Raw genomic sequence first — 18,116 nt, 5'->3', positions numbered from 1 at the left:
TTGAAAAACGCTGGTTTTTGGAACACAGACCTCTTTTCCCTACCATAGCCATTTGATAAATCAAGAAAATTGAGTCCTTCTCTTTTTTGCTGACTTTTTTTTGACAATGACCATTAAATTTAAAACAGACGGATATTATGCCGATTTTGGTGCTTATCCGTATTTACGGATAATTTTTCAATACAGCGTCATGGTAAAGATCATTCAGAGATTCATGGGCTATTTGGCGTCCCACAAGTGCATTCAATTTATCGGCAATTAATAATTTGTAATCAACAGCTCCCTGCCTGTCGTCTGCTTTCCCTTGGACACCGTATATTTCAAACTAACCGGTTTAATCCGGAACTCCTTGAACACCATCCCGCCACCGATTATCAGCATTTGTAGCATTGCAAGATTCTCTCCGAATAAGTCAGGTTCTATTGATAATTATCCTCAGGGAATTTTTTTGATGGGATCGACAGCGGATTGCTCAGCAAAGAAAAAGACCTTGTCGAAGGGTCCAAAATGCCCATGCTCTGCCGCCAAGACAAAAAACTCCTGTCGATTATAGCGGATGGATCTTTCGGTCGTGACGTCCATGATCCGATAGTAGGTGGATTTATCTATGGGTTCCCGGGTTTCGGTAAGGTCGATGACCCATTCATCGACTTCGCACCAGGCATGCAGGATCCAGCCTTCCTGGTTGTGAAGCCAGCCATGAATGACAACGGCATCCCTGGTTTCGCTGGCAACCTCCAATGTGGCTTCAAAACAGCTGCCGGCATGCATCTGTCTGGGAGAGAGTGTTTTCATTTTTGCCTTTCATCGTTCAATGCAATCATAATGGCGCCCAGTGCATTGCCGACCTCGAAGTGGGATGGAAAAATCGCCTCCGTGTGCAGCCTGTTGGCCACTTTAGGCAGCAGATGCCGGGCTGCTGCGCCGACGCCGACGATGGGGACGTCGAGCTTGAAGTTGCATGAAAAAAGCAGAATACCTTGGTCATCAGTTGAGAAGGCTTTTATCGATTTGCCGGTCTGTTTGGAAAATGTATATGCCAAAATGGCGTCGGCGATCTTTCGATGCGTTGCTTCAAGAACCGCGCTGCAAAAAGCCTCAATCGTTTCGCCCCGTAAATCTGCCAGTATTCGAGCGCCTGCAATGGATGCCGCCGCATCCCCCAGTTGAGACTTGCCGAGCACATGAAGGGCATCGGTGGGCGTAAAACCCACAGCGGAAATTTTATTGTTGAAAGCCAGTTCTTCCAATCGACGATCCAGGCCAAAGTCGGACATGCCTAATCGTGCGATCATGTCAGCCGGGGTTGCCCCTTTCTCGCGCAGAAGGTGAGCAACTACAGGATCCAAAGCAGCAGATTGGTCTCGTTCATTCGAATTGACGTTGATGATCCATCGGCTGCGATTTTCTTCTCCGATCCAACTTGCCGGATCGGGAATGCCTTGGGCCATCGCCAGAGGCTGAATCCGCAAAGGGCCGACGCTCAGTTGACCTGAACGGCTTAACCGAACAAGGCTGTCGCCACCAATGCCGACGGTGTGCATATCGACGGCATCAATTTGTGTCTGCCTGCGGTCGATCAGGCTGCCTTCATTCGAAATCACCGGCTTTCCATTTTAAATGAACGTGATATCCGTAGTCGTTCCGCCGATGTCAACAACCATTGCCAGCTTGGCAGCAGTGGACTTGGCCCCGAAATAGGCCGTGGCGGCCGGACCGCTGGCCACGGTACTGGCTGCAAGCGCGACTGCCTTCGTCAGATCGTCAGCCGTGGCGTCGCCTCGAATGATCCGCATATCAGCGGTAAGGAGCCGATCCTTTTGTAATTGGTTTACTTGCGAAACAAATCTTTGGATGACGGGCATCAAGCTGGCATGGAGGACGGCGGTGGTCGCCCTTTTACGGATGCCTGATTTGGAGCTGACATCACAGGAACAGACAACCGGTTTGCGATCCACCAGTTCGATTGCCTTGGCCGCCACTTGCTCATGCGTCGGGTTTTCGATGCTGCCCGATGCCGCGATGGCATAAGCGTCCACATACCCCTTGAAGCTGTTCACCGCATCGACAATCTGTTCAACATTTAAGGGCAAGACCTCTTTGCCAAGGTGGTCGTGGCCGCCCTCCACATACCGGACCAGCACCACCGGGGCATCGAACGGTTTTACCTGGCCGATGACGATCAGGCCGACCCTGCTCATGCGACCCTCGGTAATGGCATTGGTGGCCAATGTCGTGGAAAAGGCGATCTTCCGCAAGGATTTGGCGTTACCGACAGGAAAAATATCGTCAAGTGCCTGAACAATGCTCCGTTCAAGGCGGTGGTGAATGGTCGGTCGCTTGCTGACGCAGATGACTTGACGTTCTCGCAGATCAAAGAGAACCGCGTCTGTATAGGTGCCGCCGGTGTCGATACCGATACCGTAGATCGGCTTACTGGATTTTGTTACCATTTTTTCACCTCATGGACGAGGTCAATATTTCATTTCAAAAACTAATGCAATATTGTTGCATAGACAATATTTTTCTTGTATATTGTTTTTATCAATATAAACAAAGTGATATTATAATTATTAACAAAAAAAAGAGTAAAATTGTGCGAAACATATTTGCATATGATGAATTTATCACCAAAACCATGTCCGTATGGAAGGGGGTCAAAATGAACCGAAAGTTTACAATGTTAATTCTTGCTATCTCTATTCTATTTGTTTTGCTGGGAAATTGTTTCGCAGCTGGTAGGCTCCCCGTATTTGTCACTATCGCACCCCAAAAATTTTTTGTGCAACAAATTGGCAGGGATTTGGTTGATGTCCAGGTTATGGTTGAACCTGGCGCCGATCCACATACGTATGAACCCAAACCGCAGCAGATGGTTGCCATTTCCAAAGCCAAAATATACTTCGCTGTGGGGATCGAGTTTGAAGAGGCGAACTTAGGCAAAATAACGGCAACCAATCCTAATCTTAAGGTAATCCATACGGACAATGGTATCGAAAAGATTGCCATGGCGGCTCACCACGATCATCATGACGGCCATGAAAAGGAACATCATGATAAAGGTGAACACCATGAGGAAGGGAAGGATGAGCACCATGCTGAAGCGGAGCATGCCCATGAAAAAGGTGAACATCATGGGGAGACGGAGCATGATGAAGGCCATCACGAACATACCGGCCTTGACCCGCATACCTGGCTGTCGCCGCCGCTTGTAAAAATCCAGGCCCGCACCATCCAGGCCGCGCTGCAGGAGGCAGACCCGGCGCATCAGAAGGACTATGAAGTCAACTTCCATGAATTTACAGCGCAGATCGACCAACTGGACGCCGATTTGAAAACGACCTTCGCAGGGAAAAAAGGTCTTCAATTCCTGGTATTCCACCCGGCCTGGGGCTATTTTGCGCATGCCTATGGGTTGAAACAGGTGCCCATCGAGATTGAAGGCAAGGATCCCAAACCAGCTCAGCTAAAAGAGCTGATCGAGCATGCGAGGGAAAACGGTATCAAGGTGGTTTTCGTCCAGCCTCAGTTCTCAACCAAAAGCGCCCAACTCATTTCCCAGGAGATTGGCGGCCAGGTAGTTTTTGCCGATCCTTTAGCTGGAGACTGGATGGCCAATTTGCGCGAGGTTGCAAATAAGTTTCAAAGTGCATTGAAATAGTTCTATGAATGAACTTATAGTATCCTATGCAATAGGGATTGGGAGTATACTGGAATTTCGTTTGCCTAACAGCATTTGAGCCGCTACACGGCTCCTCCCGCCGACGGCTCAGTAGACCAGGGTTGGCTTTGACGGGTCGATCTCGTCAAGCCGTTTATCCAGATCGGCAATGGGGATCAGTTTGGAACCTGGAATATGGCTGGCTTCATACTCCTTGGGCTGGCGGACATCGATCAAATTGAATTCATCCTGAGATTTTTCTGCCATTAACGTTTTGGCTTCCTCGGCAGAAATCGATTTTGTCGGAGTGAAGAATTGTTTCCAGCGCATCGTATCCTCCTTTCAGTGTATTTAAAAAAGGCTGGAATATCGGAAACATGAAATGACATTCCAGCCTGGATTCATTTTTTTTCTGGGTCAGGGAAACGAATTTTCGATCAGTCAAATGCCATACTGGTTTTCCATTCCTTCCAGACGTTGCCGACCAGATTAGGCCCGGGTTTGAGTGTCTTTTTGCCCGGACGCCACCCGGATGGCGTGGCTTCCGCGCCCTTGGTTTCACGAATGAGCTGGAAAGCTTGTACCTGGCGGAAGGTCTCCTGAATGTTACGGCCCACTGGTGGTGTCAGGACTTCAAACCCTTGGCACACGCCATCCGGATCGATGATGAAACGACCGCGGTTTTCCACACCGGCAGCTTCATTGTAAATACCGTATAAACGGCCGATTTTTCCACCAGCATCTGAGAGCATGGGGAAAGACACGCCCCCGTCGACCATCTTGGACAATTCGTGGTCATCCCACATCTTGTGAACAAACATGCTGTCAATGCTCATGGAAAGCACTTCGACGCCCAGCTTCTGGAAATCCTGATATTTTTCGGCGACCGCCGAAATTTCAGTGGCTCAGACGAAAGTGAAATCGCCCGGATAAAAACATAGCAGGGTCCATTTGCCTAGATAATCGGACAGTTTGACATTAATGAATTTGCCCTTCTGATATCCTGGGGCAACAAAATCGGGCACTTTTTCTCCCACGTGAATCATTGATATCTCCTTTTGAATGGGTTTGTTTTCTTCAACCACAGTCTCTTCGACCGGTTCTCCAACAGGCCCTCCGGTCGGTCTTGCGCAGCCGACCTCCATCTCTTCAGGCATCAATGCCTCCTTTCTGTTGTTCCCGCAATTGATCCACAAGAACTCGTTGGAAATCAATTTACAGGATTGTTACGAAAGACCGCTTATAGGTTTTTCTTTTCGAAAAAACGGAACAACAAGACCAAAAGTGCCGCGAAAATAAGAATCACGATCCAATGATTGATACCGATGATTTGTGGAAGGCTGATTTTTCCAAAATTTCCCATGGGAATAATGTATGCTTTCATAAATGGAAAAGCCGACGCATATATCGCCCCTCCCAATAACATACCAAGTATGCCGCACAAGCCATCGATGCGGCCTTCGCCGAGAGCTCCAGCAGCTGTTCCCGGACAGTAACCCAACAGGCCCCATCCGATGCCAAAAAGCATCCCTCCGATGACTTGGGCTCCGATGGACGTTGATTTCATACTCAGTTGAATCAGGCCAAGATCTTTAAGAAGATAGATGCCGATTGCCGCCACCATGATAGCGCTCAGCATGAATTTGAAAATTGTCATATCCATCAATCGTAAAGCCCCAACCTGTTTATCGTACCTCAGAACATGTCCTTTCTGCAGTAAAAAGCCAAAGAGAATGCCTGTCACAATGCCATAAATCAGACTCATGTTTATTTCCTTTGTGTACCGTACATCAGGTTGGCAGAAATCAGGCCTCCGATAAAAAAGGCTGCCAATGCGACAAATCCACTGACCGAAAGCTGAGCCAGACCGCTCAGTCCGTGACCGCTGGGTCAGCCACCGGCAAGCCTGGCGCCGAACAACGCAATTGTACCACCGATAATGGCAACCACGGCCCGCTTCACCGGGTTGGGTCCGAAGCGTTCCTGCCACATGTCAGGAATCGCTTGAATGCGAAAGTCCCCAGACAATTTTGATGCTACGAATCCGCCGATAATAATGCCGACCAGAAACATCAATTGCCAATTCGGCAACGAGCCTGGACCGTATTTCCCCTTGCTGGTTGTAAAATACTCAATATTCGAGGTATCGATGCCGACGGCTTCCTCGATAGCCGACGCGCTACGGGAAAAGGTGGTTGAAGCTCCGAAAAAATTGCCGCCGACCCACACCGATAATATGAGCAGCACACCCGTCAAGCCGCCAGCAACATACGGGCTCCAAGGTTGTCTTAACATCAGCTCTCCTTTCTTAAATCGTGAATAATCAATATCTTTTAAGGGGTTGATTTTTAAAAATGATTCTAAAAGTTTAAAAGCATTTGCTCATAAAGTCAATTCGGAAATTTGAAATTTTAATATGATCATCGAAAATGATTATATTTTTCTATAATGGCGGATAAAAGGCAGGAGTTAATTTCACGACCATTGAATCGGGTAGCCCACTTCGCCGACTTCGGCCCTGTGCGAGAACTCGGACTCTCCTTCCTGTGTCAGGATTTGCCCGCTGACCGGAAATAGAATTCGAGCATCGCCTCCAGGGGGGCATGATCACGCTGCAGTCGGCTTCGCAGCGCCGCGCCCTCCCAGCAGTCGACCAGCAGGGTTGCCAACCGCTGCGGATCGGAGGTGGCCGGGAGGTCGCCACGCTCCCGTGCCTCCTCAAGGCAGATGGCCAGGCGGGTGGAGATCTCAGTGAAACACTCTTCGATCTTCCGCCGGAAGGCATCGCTTACCCCCGAAAGCTCCTGGCCGAGCCCTCCCAGCAGGCAGCCCATGTATCCCTGCTGGCGGTAGATCTGCTGCGTCGCCGTGAAGAAACGGCGCACCCGGTCGAGCGGGATGACTGAAGGGTCGCCGAGGCAGGCGTCGAGGCCTGCATGCACCTCTCGCATATAGGCGTCGACGACCTGGAGCGCGAAGTCCTCCTTGTCACGGAAATGGTGGTAAAAGGACCCTTTCGGGACGCCTGCCGCCGACAACAGGGCCTGCAGGCCGAGGCCGTTGTATCCTCGTTCCAAGAGCATGGGCAGGCCGGTGGCGATCAGGCGCTCGCGCGTTGACGACTCTGAACTCATTACACCTCCTTCGGCCGGTAAGGAAGGGAGGGGGCGGCATTGGCCGTCCGCGCCGCCCCCTGGGCCTCGGCTATCCGTTCAGCTTCTCGGCCATGTGCTCAATGACGTGGCTGTGCTCCCGCTGGGGGCTGAACATGATGATCTCCGCGTCGGCTTCGACCTTCACGTTGTGCCCGGGCGGCCAGTAGAACAAATCGTTCGCGGCGACCGACTCCTGCTGGCCAGACGCATCGGTGGTGGTGATGTGGCCGCTCAGCACGAAGCCCCAGTGGGGGCACTGGCAGCTATCACCATCCAACCCCTTGAATAGAGGAGTGGTATCGACCCCCGACGCGAGCGTGAAGTACTCGCCGCTGATGGTACCGAAGTCGCCGGCCTGGCCGAAGCCCTTCTGCTGACGGATCACGGCGCCCGGGATCTCCAATTGAACTGTAACTGCGTCTTTGGATATCTTCATTTTTCGTCTCCTGTTTGAGTTGGTGACTATGAATAGACCGGTCGGTCTGTTTTTCAAGGTGGTAATGAATCCTGGGTATGTCAAGTCCAGGATTCGGGCGATCTGGTAGCTATCAGGCTTGGCTTGATTCCAAATTTTGAGATAAGCTTTCGAATCGCATCATTGCCAAATGTTAGGATAGATATGCTTCATATTAGTCGCAAGAATCTCCATGGCCACGCAAATACGTTCTGGCTATCCCATAAAAATGGACACCACCAGAACTTGGCATTAATTGCCAGCCTCCATAAGTATCAAAGAAAACAAATAATTTTCATTTATCAATTGGATATCATGGGTGAATTCGGGATCCATGCTGACAGGGCTGAGGCTATTGAGTGAAAATGAAAGGGGGTGATGCCGGTTTCGGTTTCACCCCCTTCTTACTTGCCAATAAAGATACGCGGAACGAAGCGTTGATTTTTTCGGAAAAAGCAGGCCACAAGATCTTGTATGAGGTGGCCTATCATGCTGAAATGTATTTTTATTTCCTACATAGCAGGTATCTGAACAACTCGTACTATAGGGCTTTGTGATGGCTATTAATTGTTTTCAGCCAGACAGCAGTACCACTGAATATGCGTTAAACATCGCATAAATTTGATCCCCCTTTACGAGTGCGAGTCGTTTAGCGCTTTCAGTTGATACGATGGAACAAACCGCTGTTCCATCTGGTAATCGGACTTGATATTCGGTATTTATTTTCCCTTGGTGGATCCTTTCAACCACACCGCTTAAAATATTCTCCGAACTGGTTGATACGTCCTTTCCAGATTGCTGCAATATGACCCAAGGTGCTTTGATTTCGGCAGTGACTACCTTGCCTACGCTCAAACCAAGGCGGTGCAAGCTATCATTGGTGATCACTGTCGTCAGTCGATAGCCTCCCAAAGTCATCAAAGTAACTTGGGTCTGAATATCGCCTTGTTTGATGGCTTCGACTTTGCCGAAGAAAGTATTCCGTGCACTGGTTTTACGATCCGATTCTTTTTCAATGAACAGCCTGATCGTCTGCTGAATATCATCTTGGGAAAATGATACGTAGGAGGAGGTCAGGTTCGGCGTGGAATGCCCCAGCATCATCTGAACGGCTGGAAGGGGCATATTGTTTTGAATCAATTCGACGCCGCGTGACTTGCGTAAGCTTTCGGGTGCACCAAGTTGTTTGGCAAACCCGCAGGCTTCCGCACGTTCGTAGAACTTTTTCCTGACAAATCCAGGATCCACACGAAACAGACTTTTCGCAGCATCACCTTTCAATGTACCGGAAATCATCGCGTGCATTTCCTTGCACAATTCTTCCGATAACTGGACCGTGCGTCGAGGATGGTCCGTGTCATCCTGTGAGTCGACGATCTTTAGAATTTTAAGATCAAAATCAATATCCTGGATTGGATCGAGGGTTAACACTTCATTCAGCTTCACACCCGTGTGCCGAATGATCAAGAAAATGAGTAAAATACGCTGACGAGCGATGCGCACATCAGATCGCGGTGTCGCCCCGACCCATTCGCGATAGGATTGTTCCAACCGGTGGAGTTGGGTCGCATCGAGGTATTTTCCTTTTGCCGGGGTGGCAAAAATGGGTCTTTGACGCCCCTCTCCCGTAAGTGCAACCGATTGAGATGCTTGACTGCCCGTTCTTCGGGTTTTCAGTTTCATTATCGTTGTCCTCAATGCTTGTAAATTCAACTACATATGGAATGCGTGACCCTGACATTTAACATCATGCTTGACATCAATTCAGCAGGCAGTTAATATCACGAATATAATAAAAAACGTGATTATATGTCAAGTGATCTTCTTGATATAGATCCAGCGAAAGACTGAGGAGAACGGCATGGATGACACCCGTATGGCCCATCATCGAACCGGCATGAATTTGGCGCTACGGTTCAATCGTATGGAATTGGCAGGCAGCCTGGGCGATTTGGGAACCATATTGCCCCTGGCCATCGGTATGATCCTGATCAACGGATTGAGCCCAATGGGTTTGTTTCTCATGGTGGGGCTGTATTATGTCCTTTCCGGTCTCTATTTCAAGGTAACCAGTCCGGTAGAGCCAATGAAGGTCATCAGCGCCTATGCCATCGCCACCGGCATCAGCGCCAGCCAGATCCAGGCCTCGAGCCTCTGGCTGTTTCTCTTTCTGATCATCATCGGCGGGACCGGCATTATTACGGTCATTGGCCGTTACATTCCTAAGCCCGTAATCCGGGGCGTGCAGTTGTCCACTGGGGTGCTGCTGGTGTCCCAGGGGGTAAAATTGATGCTGGGCACATCCAAATTCCAGGCACTGAAACAGGCGGCGGAGCCCTACCTCAGTGTTCAGGCCCTTGGGCCTATTCCTCTGGGGTTGGTCATCGGCGGCGTTTTGGGGCTACTGACGCTTGTCCTGTTGGACAACAAACGACTGCCGGCAGCCATTGTCGTCGTTGGCGTGGGCATACTGATCGGCCTTTTTTGGGGAACGCGCGAAGGCTTTCAGCAGATTCAACTGGGGTTATACCCGCCTGATTGGTTGCCTTATGGACTTCCTTCGGCCGCTGATTTCACTTTCGCCCTGCTGGTGCTGGTGATTCCGCAGGTACCAATGACACTGGGCAATGCCGTCATTTCCAATGCCGACCTGTCGATCCAGTATTTTCCGGAAGACGGCCGGCGCGTTACCTACCGGGCGCTTTGCATCAGCATGGCGCTGGCCAACCTGGGGAGTTTCTTCCTGGGAGGCATGCCCATGTGCACCGGTGCCGGCGGGCTTGCCTCACGCTATCGCTTTGGTGCCCGTACCGGAGGGTCCAACCTGATGATCGGCGGCCTATTCATTCTCTTGGCCTTGCTTCTGGGCGACCATCTCATGGGCATAATTTATTTGCTTCCCATGTCCGCCCTGGGCATTCTGCTGATATTCGCCGGGGCGCAGCTGAGCCTTACCCTGTTGGATATCAATACCCGCAAAGATTTATTCGTATCAATTCTGATCGTCGGCATCACTCTGGCCTCGAACCTGGCGGCCGGTTTCCTGGTGGGCATCGTCGTCGCTTATGTGTTGAAATCGGAAAAACTCAACGTGTGAAGAATATGCGGACTATTGAGATAACGGACGGTGCTATTATTTTTGATTGACAAATCTAATAAACTATTATTTTAATTATTTCATCATTCACTTAATTGGAAAAGCGAATGCTTTTAATCAAGGTCATAAAAGCTCTGGCGGATGAGCGCCGATTGAAAATCCTACAATTGCTCACTACCAACGATTTGTGTGTCGGTGCATTGGCCAAGCATCTCAGCATATCCAAGCCAGCCGTATCCCAACATCTTCAAATATTGCGCAAGGCAGGTTTGGTCAAAGGAGAAAAACGCGGCTACTGGACCCACTATATCGTCGAACGCGAGGCCTTGAACCAGGTGGCTTCGCAAATCAGCGAACTGGCTGCGACAAAGAAAAGCAACAACGCCATATGTTGGCGGATTGACGATACCTTCAAAACTAAAAAATAACTGAGGAGGTCGATATGTGTCAAACCTGTTGCCAGCAACCCACCAAGTTGCAGGACAAGCCGGAAAACTGCACCCCTGAACAGATCCGTAAATGCCACGGTGATGTTCAAGGCCATCCTTGCATGAAGGAAAAAAACGATCCTGAACCCAAATAGAAAAAGGCATTTTCCAGGCCATGCCCATCTCTGCGTTCCTGATTGCCGGGATTTTTCTCATCTCCCTAGTGCTGACCATGGTCGGTCTCGGCGGGGGTCTGATCTTTTCTCCCCTGTTCGTGCTTCTCGGATACTCCAAGGCTGTGGCAGCCTCGACGTCGCTGTTTCTGAACCTCGTCGCTGCAGCGTCGGCGGCCTACGCCTATTCACGCAAGAAGATGGTGGATTTTACCCTCGCCGTCCCCCTGATCGTCTCGTCGAGCCTGGGCGCTCCCGCTGGTGCAATGGTCAACCGACGCCTCGACCTGGAGCCTTTCCTGATCCTAATGGCCATCGTGCTGGCCCTGGCAGGTGTTCGCATGCTAATGTCGACACCGGATGAAGTTGCCGGTGTCGGTATGACGCCTTCCCGGAAGATCGCCGGCGGCATAGGCATCGGCGCGTGTATCGGCTTCCTGGGCGGGATGCTGGGCATCGGCGGCGGTGTGTTCGTCGTGCCCCTTTTGATTTACATCCTTAAAACCCCCACCAAGATCGCCGCCGCCTCATCGACCTTCATCGTCTGTTTTTCATCCCTGACCGGTTTTCTGGGATATGCATCCATGGAAGCGATCAACTGGGGATTCATCCTTCCCGCTGCCGTGGCGTCATTTGCCGGTGGCCAGGCCGGTGCCCGGATCATGAGCGCACGATTGAAAGGCAAAACCATTCGGATGATATTCAGTTTGATTCTCTTCGCCTTGTGCATCAAACTGTTCCACCAGGCATGGCTAATCCAGTAAGGAGACAATCTGACCCAATGAACATCGTATCCTTTGAAAACGTTTCCAAAACTTATCGCATAGGCGAAGTGGACGTGACCGCCCTGAGCCAGGTTAGTTTCGGGATTTCCAAAGGCGGCTTTGCGGCGCTGGTAGGGCCTTCGGGCAGCGGCAAAACCACCGCGTTGAACCTGATCGGCTGTCTGGACAGCCCAACCGCCGGCGAGGTGATCGTTGCCGGCCAACCGGTCAGCCGACTGGACCGTCGTCGCGGAGCGCAATTTCGGGGAGAGAAATTGGGATTCGTGTTTCAGGACTTCAATCTCCTGCCGGTGCTCACGGTATTCGAGAATGTAGAGTATCCCCTGTTGATGATACGCGATATGCCCAGGGGCGAACGCCGACCGGCAGTCGAACGGGTGTTGGAGGCAGTCGGCATGACCGATCAGGCGGGTAAATATCCGGCACAGCTTTCCGGCGGCCAGAAGCAGCGGGCGGCCATCGCCCGAGCGCTGGTGGGCAACCCGGAGTTGGTACTGGCGGACGAACCCACAGCCAACCTGGACGGTGCTACGGCGCAGCGGGTGATGTCCCTCATGAAACGCATGCGCGACGTTTTCGGCACCACGTTCGTCTTTTCGACTCACGACCCAAGAATCATGGATCAGGCGGAGGCAACATTTTATCTGGAAGACGGGCGGCTTCTGGACGCACCGACGGCTTACGGAGAGGATCGCCATGCATAAAATCCTACGCCTGGCACTCAAAAACCTGCTGCGTCACAAGCGCCGAACCCTGCTCACCGGCATGCTGATCGTCGTGGGTATCGTGGCCGTGATCGTGTTCGCCGGACTGAGCGGTTCCTTCAAGAAGGCCATCGTGGGCCAGATTACCGATTCCATGCTGAGCCATCTACAGGTGCACCGCAAGGGATACATGTCCAGTGTCGACAATCTCCCGCTGGACCGCATGCTTCCGGCCAAGGCCTATGCCAGACTCTCCGATATCCTGACGGAGACGCCAGGGGTAGAGGCGTTCTCTCCGCGGATCAAGTTCGGCGCCATGCTGAGTAATTACGCCCAGACCACCAATGTCCGGCTCAACGGCATCGATCCGCAAAAAGAGCAGGCCACCGCGCCGCTGCTGATTTCGCGAATCCGCGACGCGGCCCATAAGGACCTTCTGGTGGCCCCCAGCGAGGTGCTGTTGCCCGAGGCGCTGGCCAGAGGCATGGGTGTCGGCACCGGCGATACCGTGGTGCTGGTGGCCAACAACAAGGACGGCTCGGTCAACGGGATGACCTTCAAGGTGGCCGGCCTGGTCGAAAATCTCATGGGGCCGGGCGGCCGGGACGGGTACCTGCACATTGACGATGCCGCGGCCCTGCTGCGTATGGAAACGCGTGAAGTCAGCGAGATCGCCGTACGGGTGAGCGATTTTGACCGGATCGATGACGTCGCCACGTCCTTGCACGGCATCTTGGACCCCATGACCAACCAGCAGAACAAACCGATGTTCGAACTGCACACGTGGTCCCAGCTGACGCCGTTTTACAATGTGGTGCGCATGATCGACATGATGACCATGGGCGTGCGGGTGATCCTGATCGCCGTGGTGCTGATCAGCGTGCTCAACGTGATGATGATGAGCGTCTACGAGCGGGTGCGTGAGATCGGCACCCTGGCCGCCATGGGCACTCCGCCGAGGCGGATTCTGGGCCTGTTCGTGGCCGAGGGCTTCTGCCTGGGCCTCTTCAGTGCCCTGGCCGGCGCGAGCATCGGTCTTGCCATCCTGTGGAGTCTGAACCTGAAGGGGGTGAGCGTCACCTTCGGCGGCGCCAACCAGGTCTTCACCCTGGCGCCCAGCGTTTCTCCCGGAGAACTGGTCTCGGCCTGCCTGATTGTCCTGGCCGTATCGATCCTGGCCAGTCTGCAACCGGCCGCCAAGGCCTCCAGACTGGCCCCGGTGGACGCCCTGCGCCATGTCTGATCCTTATCAATCGGAGTCGAAGATGAAGCACTTCGCTTTAACAGCCGTCGTCCTGATACTCTGCATGCTACCCCCGAACGTTTGGGGGGAGGCGTTGAGCGGTACCCAAATTCTTTCCCAGGTGGACCGCAACCTACAGCCCAACGATCTGGAGATGTACCGTAAAATCATCAACATTGAACCGGACGGCAGCCGCAAGGAATTCGTGCTCTGGTTCCTTAAAAAAGACCTGGACAAAATCGTTACCCTGTTCGTGTCACCGGCCAGCGAGGCGGGACGTGCGACCCTGCGGCTGGGCGACAACATGTGGCTCTATATTCCCAACGTGGGCAAGCCGATCCGTATCACCAGCATGCAATCGGTGGTCGGCGGCGTTTTCAACAATGCCGACATCATGCGCCTGGATTACAGCGTAGAATACGATGTGACCGCCCTGTTGGAAGACCAGGGCCAGTATCTTTTAGAGCTCAAGGCCAAAAGCGGGGCCGTGGCCTATGACCTGCTCAAGATGTGGGTGCTTAAAAAAGAACTCGTGCCCACCCGGATCGATTGTTTCGCCGCCACGGGAATGCTTATCAAGACGCTCCATTTCAAGGAGATCAAGGATATCGGTGACGGTGTCGTGCGTCCGGCGGTGATGGAAACCGACAGCCCCCTTTACAAAGGCTATCGATCGGTCATGATTTCAGCCAACCTCAAAAAACGCAGCCTGACGGATGAAGTCTTCACGCTGAACTATCTGCCCAGGGTAAAGGACTTGCGGTAAACCATGCGCCTGGGGGCTTGTCTTGGGACAATCCTGATATTTTTCTGCACCACCGTTGGTGCGGGAGAGTATGACTTCACCATCCCCGAGGCGGATAAAAAGCCCTATGAGCTGGGCGGCCGAATGGAATTTCGCTATATCTATCACTGGCTGGATGAGGATTCGGACCGATACAGGCTTATTTATTACCAGGACGATCCCGGCGCGGACACCCATGAATGGCGCACGCTGGCGGAGCTTTCCGGCAGTTACCGGCAGGGCATTTTTCAGGTTAATCTACTGGCCCACTTTGAGTATGTCGATGGTTACTTAGAGGAAGCGTGGGACAACAAGATCTATGAGGGCTATGTTTCGTTGGCGCCATCTCCTCAGCTCACCTTGGATGCAGGCAAGAAGTTGGTCTTGTGGGGAAAGGGCTACGCCTGGAACCCAGCCGGCTTTATAAACCGGCCCAAGGACCCGGACGACCCTGCCCTGAACCTGGAGGGACGCCCCCTGCTGGGGCTGGATCTGATCCGAAGCTATACCGCCGGTCACCTGGCCAACATCGGATTGACGGCTCTTTTGCTGCCGGTCATTGACGACTGGGGTAACCAAGATTTGGGGGAAGAAGGCGATCTGTACGCCGCCCTCAAGCTCTACCTGCTCTGGTATGACACCGATTTCGATTTCATCTATTTTGACGGGCCGGATCAGCCCCGCAGCGTCGGGTTCGACTTTGCAAAAAACCTGGTCGAAAATTTCGAGGTGCACGGGGAACTGGCTTATCGGCTGGACGCACTGCACCTCGTTATCGATGAAGACGGCACCGTCGAGCAAACGCGGGAGGATCAGCTCAGCTACCTTTTGGGGATACGCTACCTGAATGCGTTCGATACCACCTTTATCGCCGAATACTACCACAATGGCGCGGGATACAGCCAAAACGAACTGGATGACTTTTACACCTACCAGGAATCGGTCAGCGATCAATGGCAGGCCACCGGCAATGCTTCAGTGATGCAGCGTGCCAATCAAAGCACGCGGCCCTATTATCAGCAGCGCAATTACGGTGAGGATTATTTTTATCTCAAAATTTCGCAGAAGGAACCTTTCGATATCCTGTATTTCAACCCCTGGGTGGCGTCAGTCGTCAACCTTCAGGATTTCAGCTTCAATCTTCAGCCCGGTATGACCTGGACACCCGTGACCAACCTGGAACTCAATTTGCGGGTAGGTATTCCCGTGGGTCCGCCGCAAACCGAGTTTGGCGAAAAGCCGGACGTCCTGCGCCCGGAGGTTTGGGTACGATATTACTTTTAGGAGAGAAGGAAATCATGGGACACGGCCATATTGCGTTGATAGCCGGCGATGCCTGGATGACGGGCGTGATTATCCTTGTTTTCGTTATCGTGATCGCCGGCGTCATTTGGCTGATCCATAGAAAAAGGGTGGCATCAGACGGTTTGACACCGATAGAGAGAAAAGAACTGGAATATCCGAATCGCGAAATTCTCGCGATGCTGCGTCAACATGGAGGGCCGATGACGCAACGCGAGGTCATCGATTCGTTGCCTGGGGATCTCGAAGATATCGCCAGAGTCATGCAAGCCATGGAATCAAAGGGGTTGATTCAGCGCAAGTGGCGGTCGGATCTGGAGACGTATATCGTTACTGCGTAATTTAAAGCCGTATCAAGCCTGGAGGTGCTATGTGTACAAGAGACGACATCGATACTGTTCTCAAGCAACTTCGACATTGCGGGGACACCCAACAGATGCGGTTGCTTTTAAAGGAAGCCGTTCCATGCAATGAGTGCCCCGAATCAAGAGAAACCGAAGACGACAATGTACATGATTGCAGTTGTCGCGAGCGTTTCCGAATAGAAATTAAGAACATCATCAGGTCCATTCACAGGTAAATGGAGTGTCGGCACTACGAAGGCCAAGGGTATCGTCCAACATGAGCGAGTCGATTTATGTCCAGAATTTGACCAAGCGTTTCGAAAATGTCGAAGCGGTTAATGGCATTTCCTTCAGCGTGCAACAAGGCGAACTGTTCGGTTTTCTCGGTCCGAACGGCGCCGGCAAGACGACCACTATCAACATGCTGACAGGTTTGGCGCGCCCGGATTCGGGAGCGATCCGAATCGGCGGACTCGACTGCAAGGTCAACCCCAAGGCGGCCCAGCATCTGGTCGGCGTGGTGCCGGACGAAAGCAACTTGTACCCGGAACTCACCGGCTACGACAATCTGTGTTTCTGCGCGGCGCTTTACGGAATTGGAAAAACTGAAAGACAAACCAGGGCCCGTGAGCTGCTGGATATTTTCGATCTGGCCAAGGCAGCGGACCGGAAGTTCGCCGGCTATTCAAAAGGCATGAAGCGCAAGCTCACCATCGCCGCCGGCATCATCCACAGGCCGTCGATCCTGTTTTTAGACGAGCCGACCACGGGTATCGACGTGGCCAGCGCCCGGCAATTGCGGCAGATGATCGCAAATCTGCACCAGGAAGGGACCACCATTTTTCTTACCACCCATTACATCGAAGAAGCCGAGCGCCTCTGCGATCGCATCGCGTTCATCGTGTCAGGGCGCATCGTTCAAATCGACACGGTGGCGCAACTGGTTCAACCGATCAGGGAAAAACATGTGATGCGGATTGCCTGCGTCAACATACCCAGCGGCATTCACAACAAACTCGCCGAGGCGTTTCCGGTACTTACATTTACGGTATCGAACGGCGGCTTCATAAAGGTGGAATCTGGAGATCCCGTCCAGGTCGGCCCTCTGGTCCGCTTTCTCGAAGACAACGGCGCCGAGGTCAGCGAAGCACGGCGCGTGCGACCGTCCCTCGAGGACATCTTTGTATCCATCACCGGCATCGAGGCGGGCGCCATGTGCAAGGAAAAGGAGAAGAAAGGGGGCGGCCGATGAAACGCTGGATCGCCTTCTGGAACATTCTGGTCAAGGACATGCGGACCTATTACCTGAAGCCGCCGAACGTCAGTTGGGGGCTGATTTTCCCCCTGGCGTGGACGGGCATGTTCTTCATCAAGTCCGGCAGCGGACTGGACAGCATCATGGGGCTTCTGCCGGGCGTTGTGGCCATCTCCATTCTGTTTGGAACCACATCGATGTTGGCGGTGACGGTAACCTTCGAAAAAAAGAACCGCTCCTTCGAACGCCTGTTGCTTGCGCCCATACCCTTTGAGCTGCTGATGCTGGCCAAGACCAGCGGGGCCATCCTGTTTGGCGTTGCCAACGCCTTCGTGCCGGTAGTCATGGCGGCATTTCTGGCCGATCTGTCTGCGGTGGCCTGGCGCGTTTTCGTGCCTGCCGTTGTAATGATCGCAATAGCCTCCACCTTTCTGGGCCTGTTCATCGCCGTGGCGGTGAGCGAGGTGTTCGAGGCACAAACCTTTTCCAACTTTTTCCGCTTCCCCATGATCTTTCTCTGCGGGCTCTTCTTCCCCATCGAGAAGCTGCCTGTTTTTCTCAAACCCTTGTCTTATGTCTTCCCCTTGACTTACGGAGCCGACGTCCTCCACGGGGCCGTGCACGGCGGACATACCATGCCGTTTGTCCTGGACCTGACCCTGCTTGGCGCTTTCTGCGTTTTTCTGTTCGCCGCCAGCCTCTGGAACATCAAGCGCCGGTGGATCTTGTGA

20 protein-coding genes and 1 pseudogene are annotated in these 18,116 nt (G+C 52.6%); 11 read left to right on the top strand and 10 right to left on the bottom strand.

Going from position 1 to position 18,116, the window contains the following annotated elements:
* Positions 1 to 435 precede the first annotated feature (435 nt).
* From ACHZBS_RS13280 to ACHZBS_RS13270, 3 genes are read right to left on the bottom strand one after another with little or no spacing between them, the layout of a single operon-like run.
* Complete coding sequence (locus ACHZBS_RS13280; RefSeq protein WP_319406997.1) at positions 436 to 795, bottom strand: hypothetical protein; 360 nt, start codon at positions 793 to 795, stop codon at positions 436 to 438.
* On the bottom strand, positions 792 to 1,604 hold the full coding sequence (locus tag ACHZBS_RS13275; RefSeq protein WP_324292405.1) for a hypothetical protein: 813 nt from the start codon (positions 1,602 to 1,604) through the stop codon (positions 792 to 794). The genes ACHZBS_RS13280 and ACHZBS_RS13275 overlap by 4 nt, the downstream gene beginning before the upstream one ends.
* 12 nt (positions 1,605 to 1,616) lie before the next feature.
* Positions 1,617 to 2,453 (bottom strand): hydantoinase/oxoprolinase N-terminal domain-containing protein, encoded by an 837-nt coding sequence (locus ACHZBS_RS13270; RefSeq protein WP_324292404.1) that lies wholly within the window; start codon positions 2,451 to 2,453, stop codon positions 1,617 to 1,619.
* A gap of 209 nt (positions 2,454 to 2,662) precedes the next feature.
* Between ACHZBS_RS13270 and ACHZBS_RS13265 the strand changes: the two genes are divergently transcribed.
* On the top strand, positions 2,663 to 3,661 hold the full coding sequence (locus ACHZBS_RS13265) for a metal ABC transporter solute-binding protein, Zn/Mn family (protein WP_319406996.1): 999 nt from the start codon (positions 2,663 to 2,665) through the stop codon (positions 3,659 to 3,661).
* 111 nt (positions 3,662 to 3,772) lie between these two features.
* Here ACHZBS_RS13265 and ACHZBS_RS13260 read toward each other — a convergent pair.
* From ACHZBS_RS13260 to ACHZBS_RS13230, 7 genes and pseudogenes are all read right to left on the bottom strand, one after another.
* A pseudogene (locus tag ACHZBS_RS13260) lies at positions 3,773 to 3,991 on the bottom strand (rhodanese-like domain-containing protein); the annotation flags it as partial.
* 107 nt (positions 3,992 to 4,098) lie between these two features.
* Positions 4,099 to 4,818 (bottom strand): thioredoxin-dependent peroxiredoxin, encoded by a 720-nt coding sequence (prxU, locus tag ACHZBS_RS13255; RefSeq protein ID WP_319406995.1) that lies wholly within the window; start codon positions 4,816 to 4,818, stop codon positions 4,099 to 4,101.
* An 83-nt stretch (positions 4,819 to 4,901) separates the two neighbouring features.
* Positions 4,902 to 5,426, bottom strand: coding sequence for a DUF6691 family protein (locus tag ACHZBS_RS13250; RefSeq protein ID WP_319406994.1), 525 nt, complete (start codon positions 5,424 to 5,426; stop codon positions 4,902 to 4,904).
* Positions 5,427 to 5,428: 2 nt separating this feature from the next.
* Positions 5,429 to 5,956 (bottom strand): YeeE/YedE thiosulfate transporter family protein, encoded by a 528-nt coding sequence (locus tag ACHZBS_RS13245; protein ID WP_319406993.1) that lies wholly within the window; start codon positions 5,954 to 5,956, stop codon positions 5,429 to 5,431.
* Positions 5,957 to 6,210: 254 nt separating this feature from the next.
* Positions 6,211 to 6,795: a TetR family transcriptional regulator C-terminal domain-containing protein gene (locus tag ACHZBS_RS13240; protein ID WP_319406992.1), complete on the bottom strand. Its 585-nt coding sequence runs from the start codon at positions 6,793 to 6,795 to the stop codon at positions 6,211 to 6,213.
* 70 nt (positions 6,796 to 6,865) lie between these two features.
* On the bottom strand, positions 6,866 to 7,252 hold the full coding sequence (locus tag ACHZBS_RS13235) for a hypothetical protein (protein WP_319406991.1): 387 nt from the start codon (positions 7,250 to 7,252) through the stop codon (positions 6,866 to 6,868).
* A 591-nt stretch (positions 7,253 to 7,843) separates the two neighbouring features.
* The gene (locus ACHZBS_RS13230) at positions 7,844 to 8,953 is read right to left on the bottom strand and encodes a TOBE domain-containing protein (protein ID WP_319406990.1); all 1,110 of its coding nucleotides are present in this window, start codon (positions 8,951 to 8,953) and stop codon (positions 7,844 to 7,846) included.
* A gap of 178 nt (positions 8,954 to 9,131) precedes the next feature.
* On the opposite strand from ACHZBS_RS13230, the gene ACHZBS_RS13225 reads away from it, so the two are divergent.
* The 10 genes from ACHZBS_RS13225 to ACHZBS_RS13180 all read left to right on the top strand — a co-directional run bounded on the left by ACHZBS_RS13225 (position 9,132) and on the right by ACHZBS_RS13180 (position 18,116).
* Positions 9,132 to 10,367: a putative sulfate/molybdate transporter gene (locus tag ACHZBS_RS13225; protein WP_319406989.1), complete on the top strand. Its 1,236-nt coding sequence runs from the start codon at positions 9,132 to 9,134 to the stop codon at positions 10,365 to 10,367.
* Between the two features lie 107 nt (positions 10,368 to 10,474).
* Complete coding sequence (locus tag ACHZBS_RS13220; protein WP_394707987.1) at positions 10,475 to 10,795, top strand: ArsR/SmtB family transcription factor; 321 nt, start codon at positions 10,475 to 10,477, stop codon at positions 10,793 to 10,795.
* A gap of 175 nt (positions 10,796 to 10,970) precedes the next feature.
* Positions 10,971 to 11,732: a sulfite exporter TauE/SafE family protein gene (locus ACHZBS_RS13215; protein ID WP_319406987.1), complete on the top strand. Its 762-nt coding sequence runs from the start codon at positions 10,971 to 10,973 to the stop codon at positions 11,730 to 11,732.
* Between the two features lie 17 nt (positions 11,733 to 11,749).
* Positions 11,750 to 12,457: an ABC transporter ATP-binding protein gene (locus ACHZBS_RS13210; RefSeq protein ID WP_319406986.1), complete on the top strand. Its 708-nt coding sequence runs from the start codon at positions 11,750 to 11,752 to the stop codon at positions 12,455 to 12,457.
* Complete coding sequence (locus ACHZBS_RS13205) at positions 12,450 to 13,700, top strand: ABC transporter permease (protein ID WP_319406985.1); 1,251 nt, start codon at positions 12,450 to 12,452, stop codon at positions 13,698 to 13,700. Before ACHZBS_RS13210 ends, ACHZBS_RS13205 begins: the two co-directional genes overlap by 8 nt.
* A gap of 22 nt (positions 13,701 to 13,722) precedes the next feature.
* Positions 13,723 to 14,466, top strand: a complete 744-nt coding sequence (locus tag ACHZBS_RS13200) for an outer membrane lipoprotein-sorting protein (protein WP_319406984.1) — start codon at positions 13,723 to 13,725, stop codon at positions 14,464 to 14,466.
* 3 nt (positions 14,467 to 14,469) lie between these two features.
* Positions 14,470 to 15,768 (top strand): hypothetical protein, encoded by a 1,299-nt coding sequence (locus ACHZBS_RS13195; protein WP_319406983.1) that lies wholly within the window; start codon positions 14,470 to 14,472, stop codon positions 15,766 to 15,768.
* Between the two features lie 14 nt (positions 15,769 to 15,782).
* Entirely contained in the window at positions 15,783 to 16,127 is a 345-nt protein-coding gene (locus tag ACHZBS_RS13190; RefSeq protein WP_319406982.1) for a hypothetical protein, read from the top strand.
* A gap of 280 nt (positions 16,128 to 16,407) precedes the next feature.
* The gene (locus tag ACHZBS_RS13185; protein ID WP_319406981.1) at positions 16,408 to 17,382 is read left to right on the top strand and encodes an ABC transporter ATP-binding protein; all 975 of its coding nucleotides are present in this window, start codon (positions 16,408 to 16,410) and stop codon (positions 17,380 to 17,382) included.
* A complete protein-coding gene (locus ACHZBS_RS13180; protein WP_319406980.1) occupies positions 17,379 to 18,116 on the top strand; it encodes an ABC transporter permease in 738 nt (245 codons plus the stop codon). The genes ACHZBS_RS13185 and ACHZBS_RS13180 overlap by 4 nt, the downstream gene beginning before the upstream one ends.

Origin of the sequence: uncultured Desulfosarcina sp. (assembly GCF_963664155.2) — a bacterium.
Taxonomy (GTDB): domain Bacteria; phylum Desulfobacterota; class Desulfobacteria; order Desulfobacterales; family Desulfosarcinaceae; genus Desulfosarcina.
This window is presented reverse-complemented; position numbering and strand designations above follow the sequence as displayed.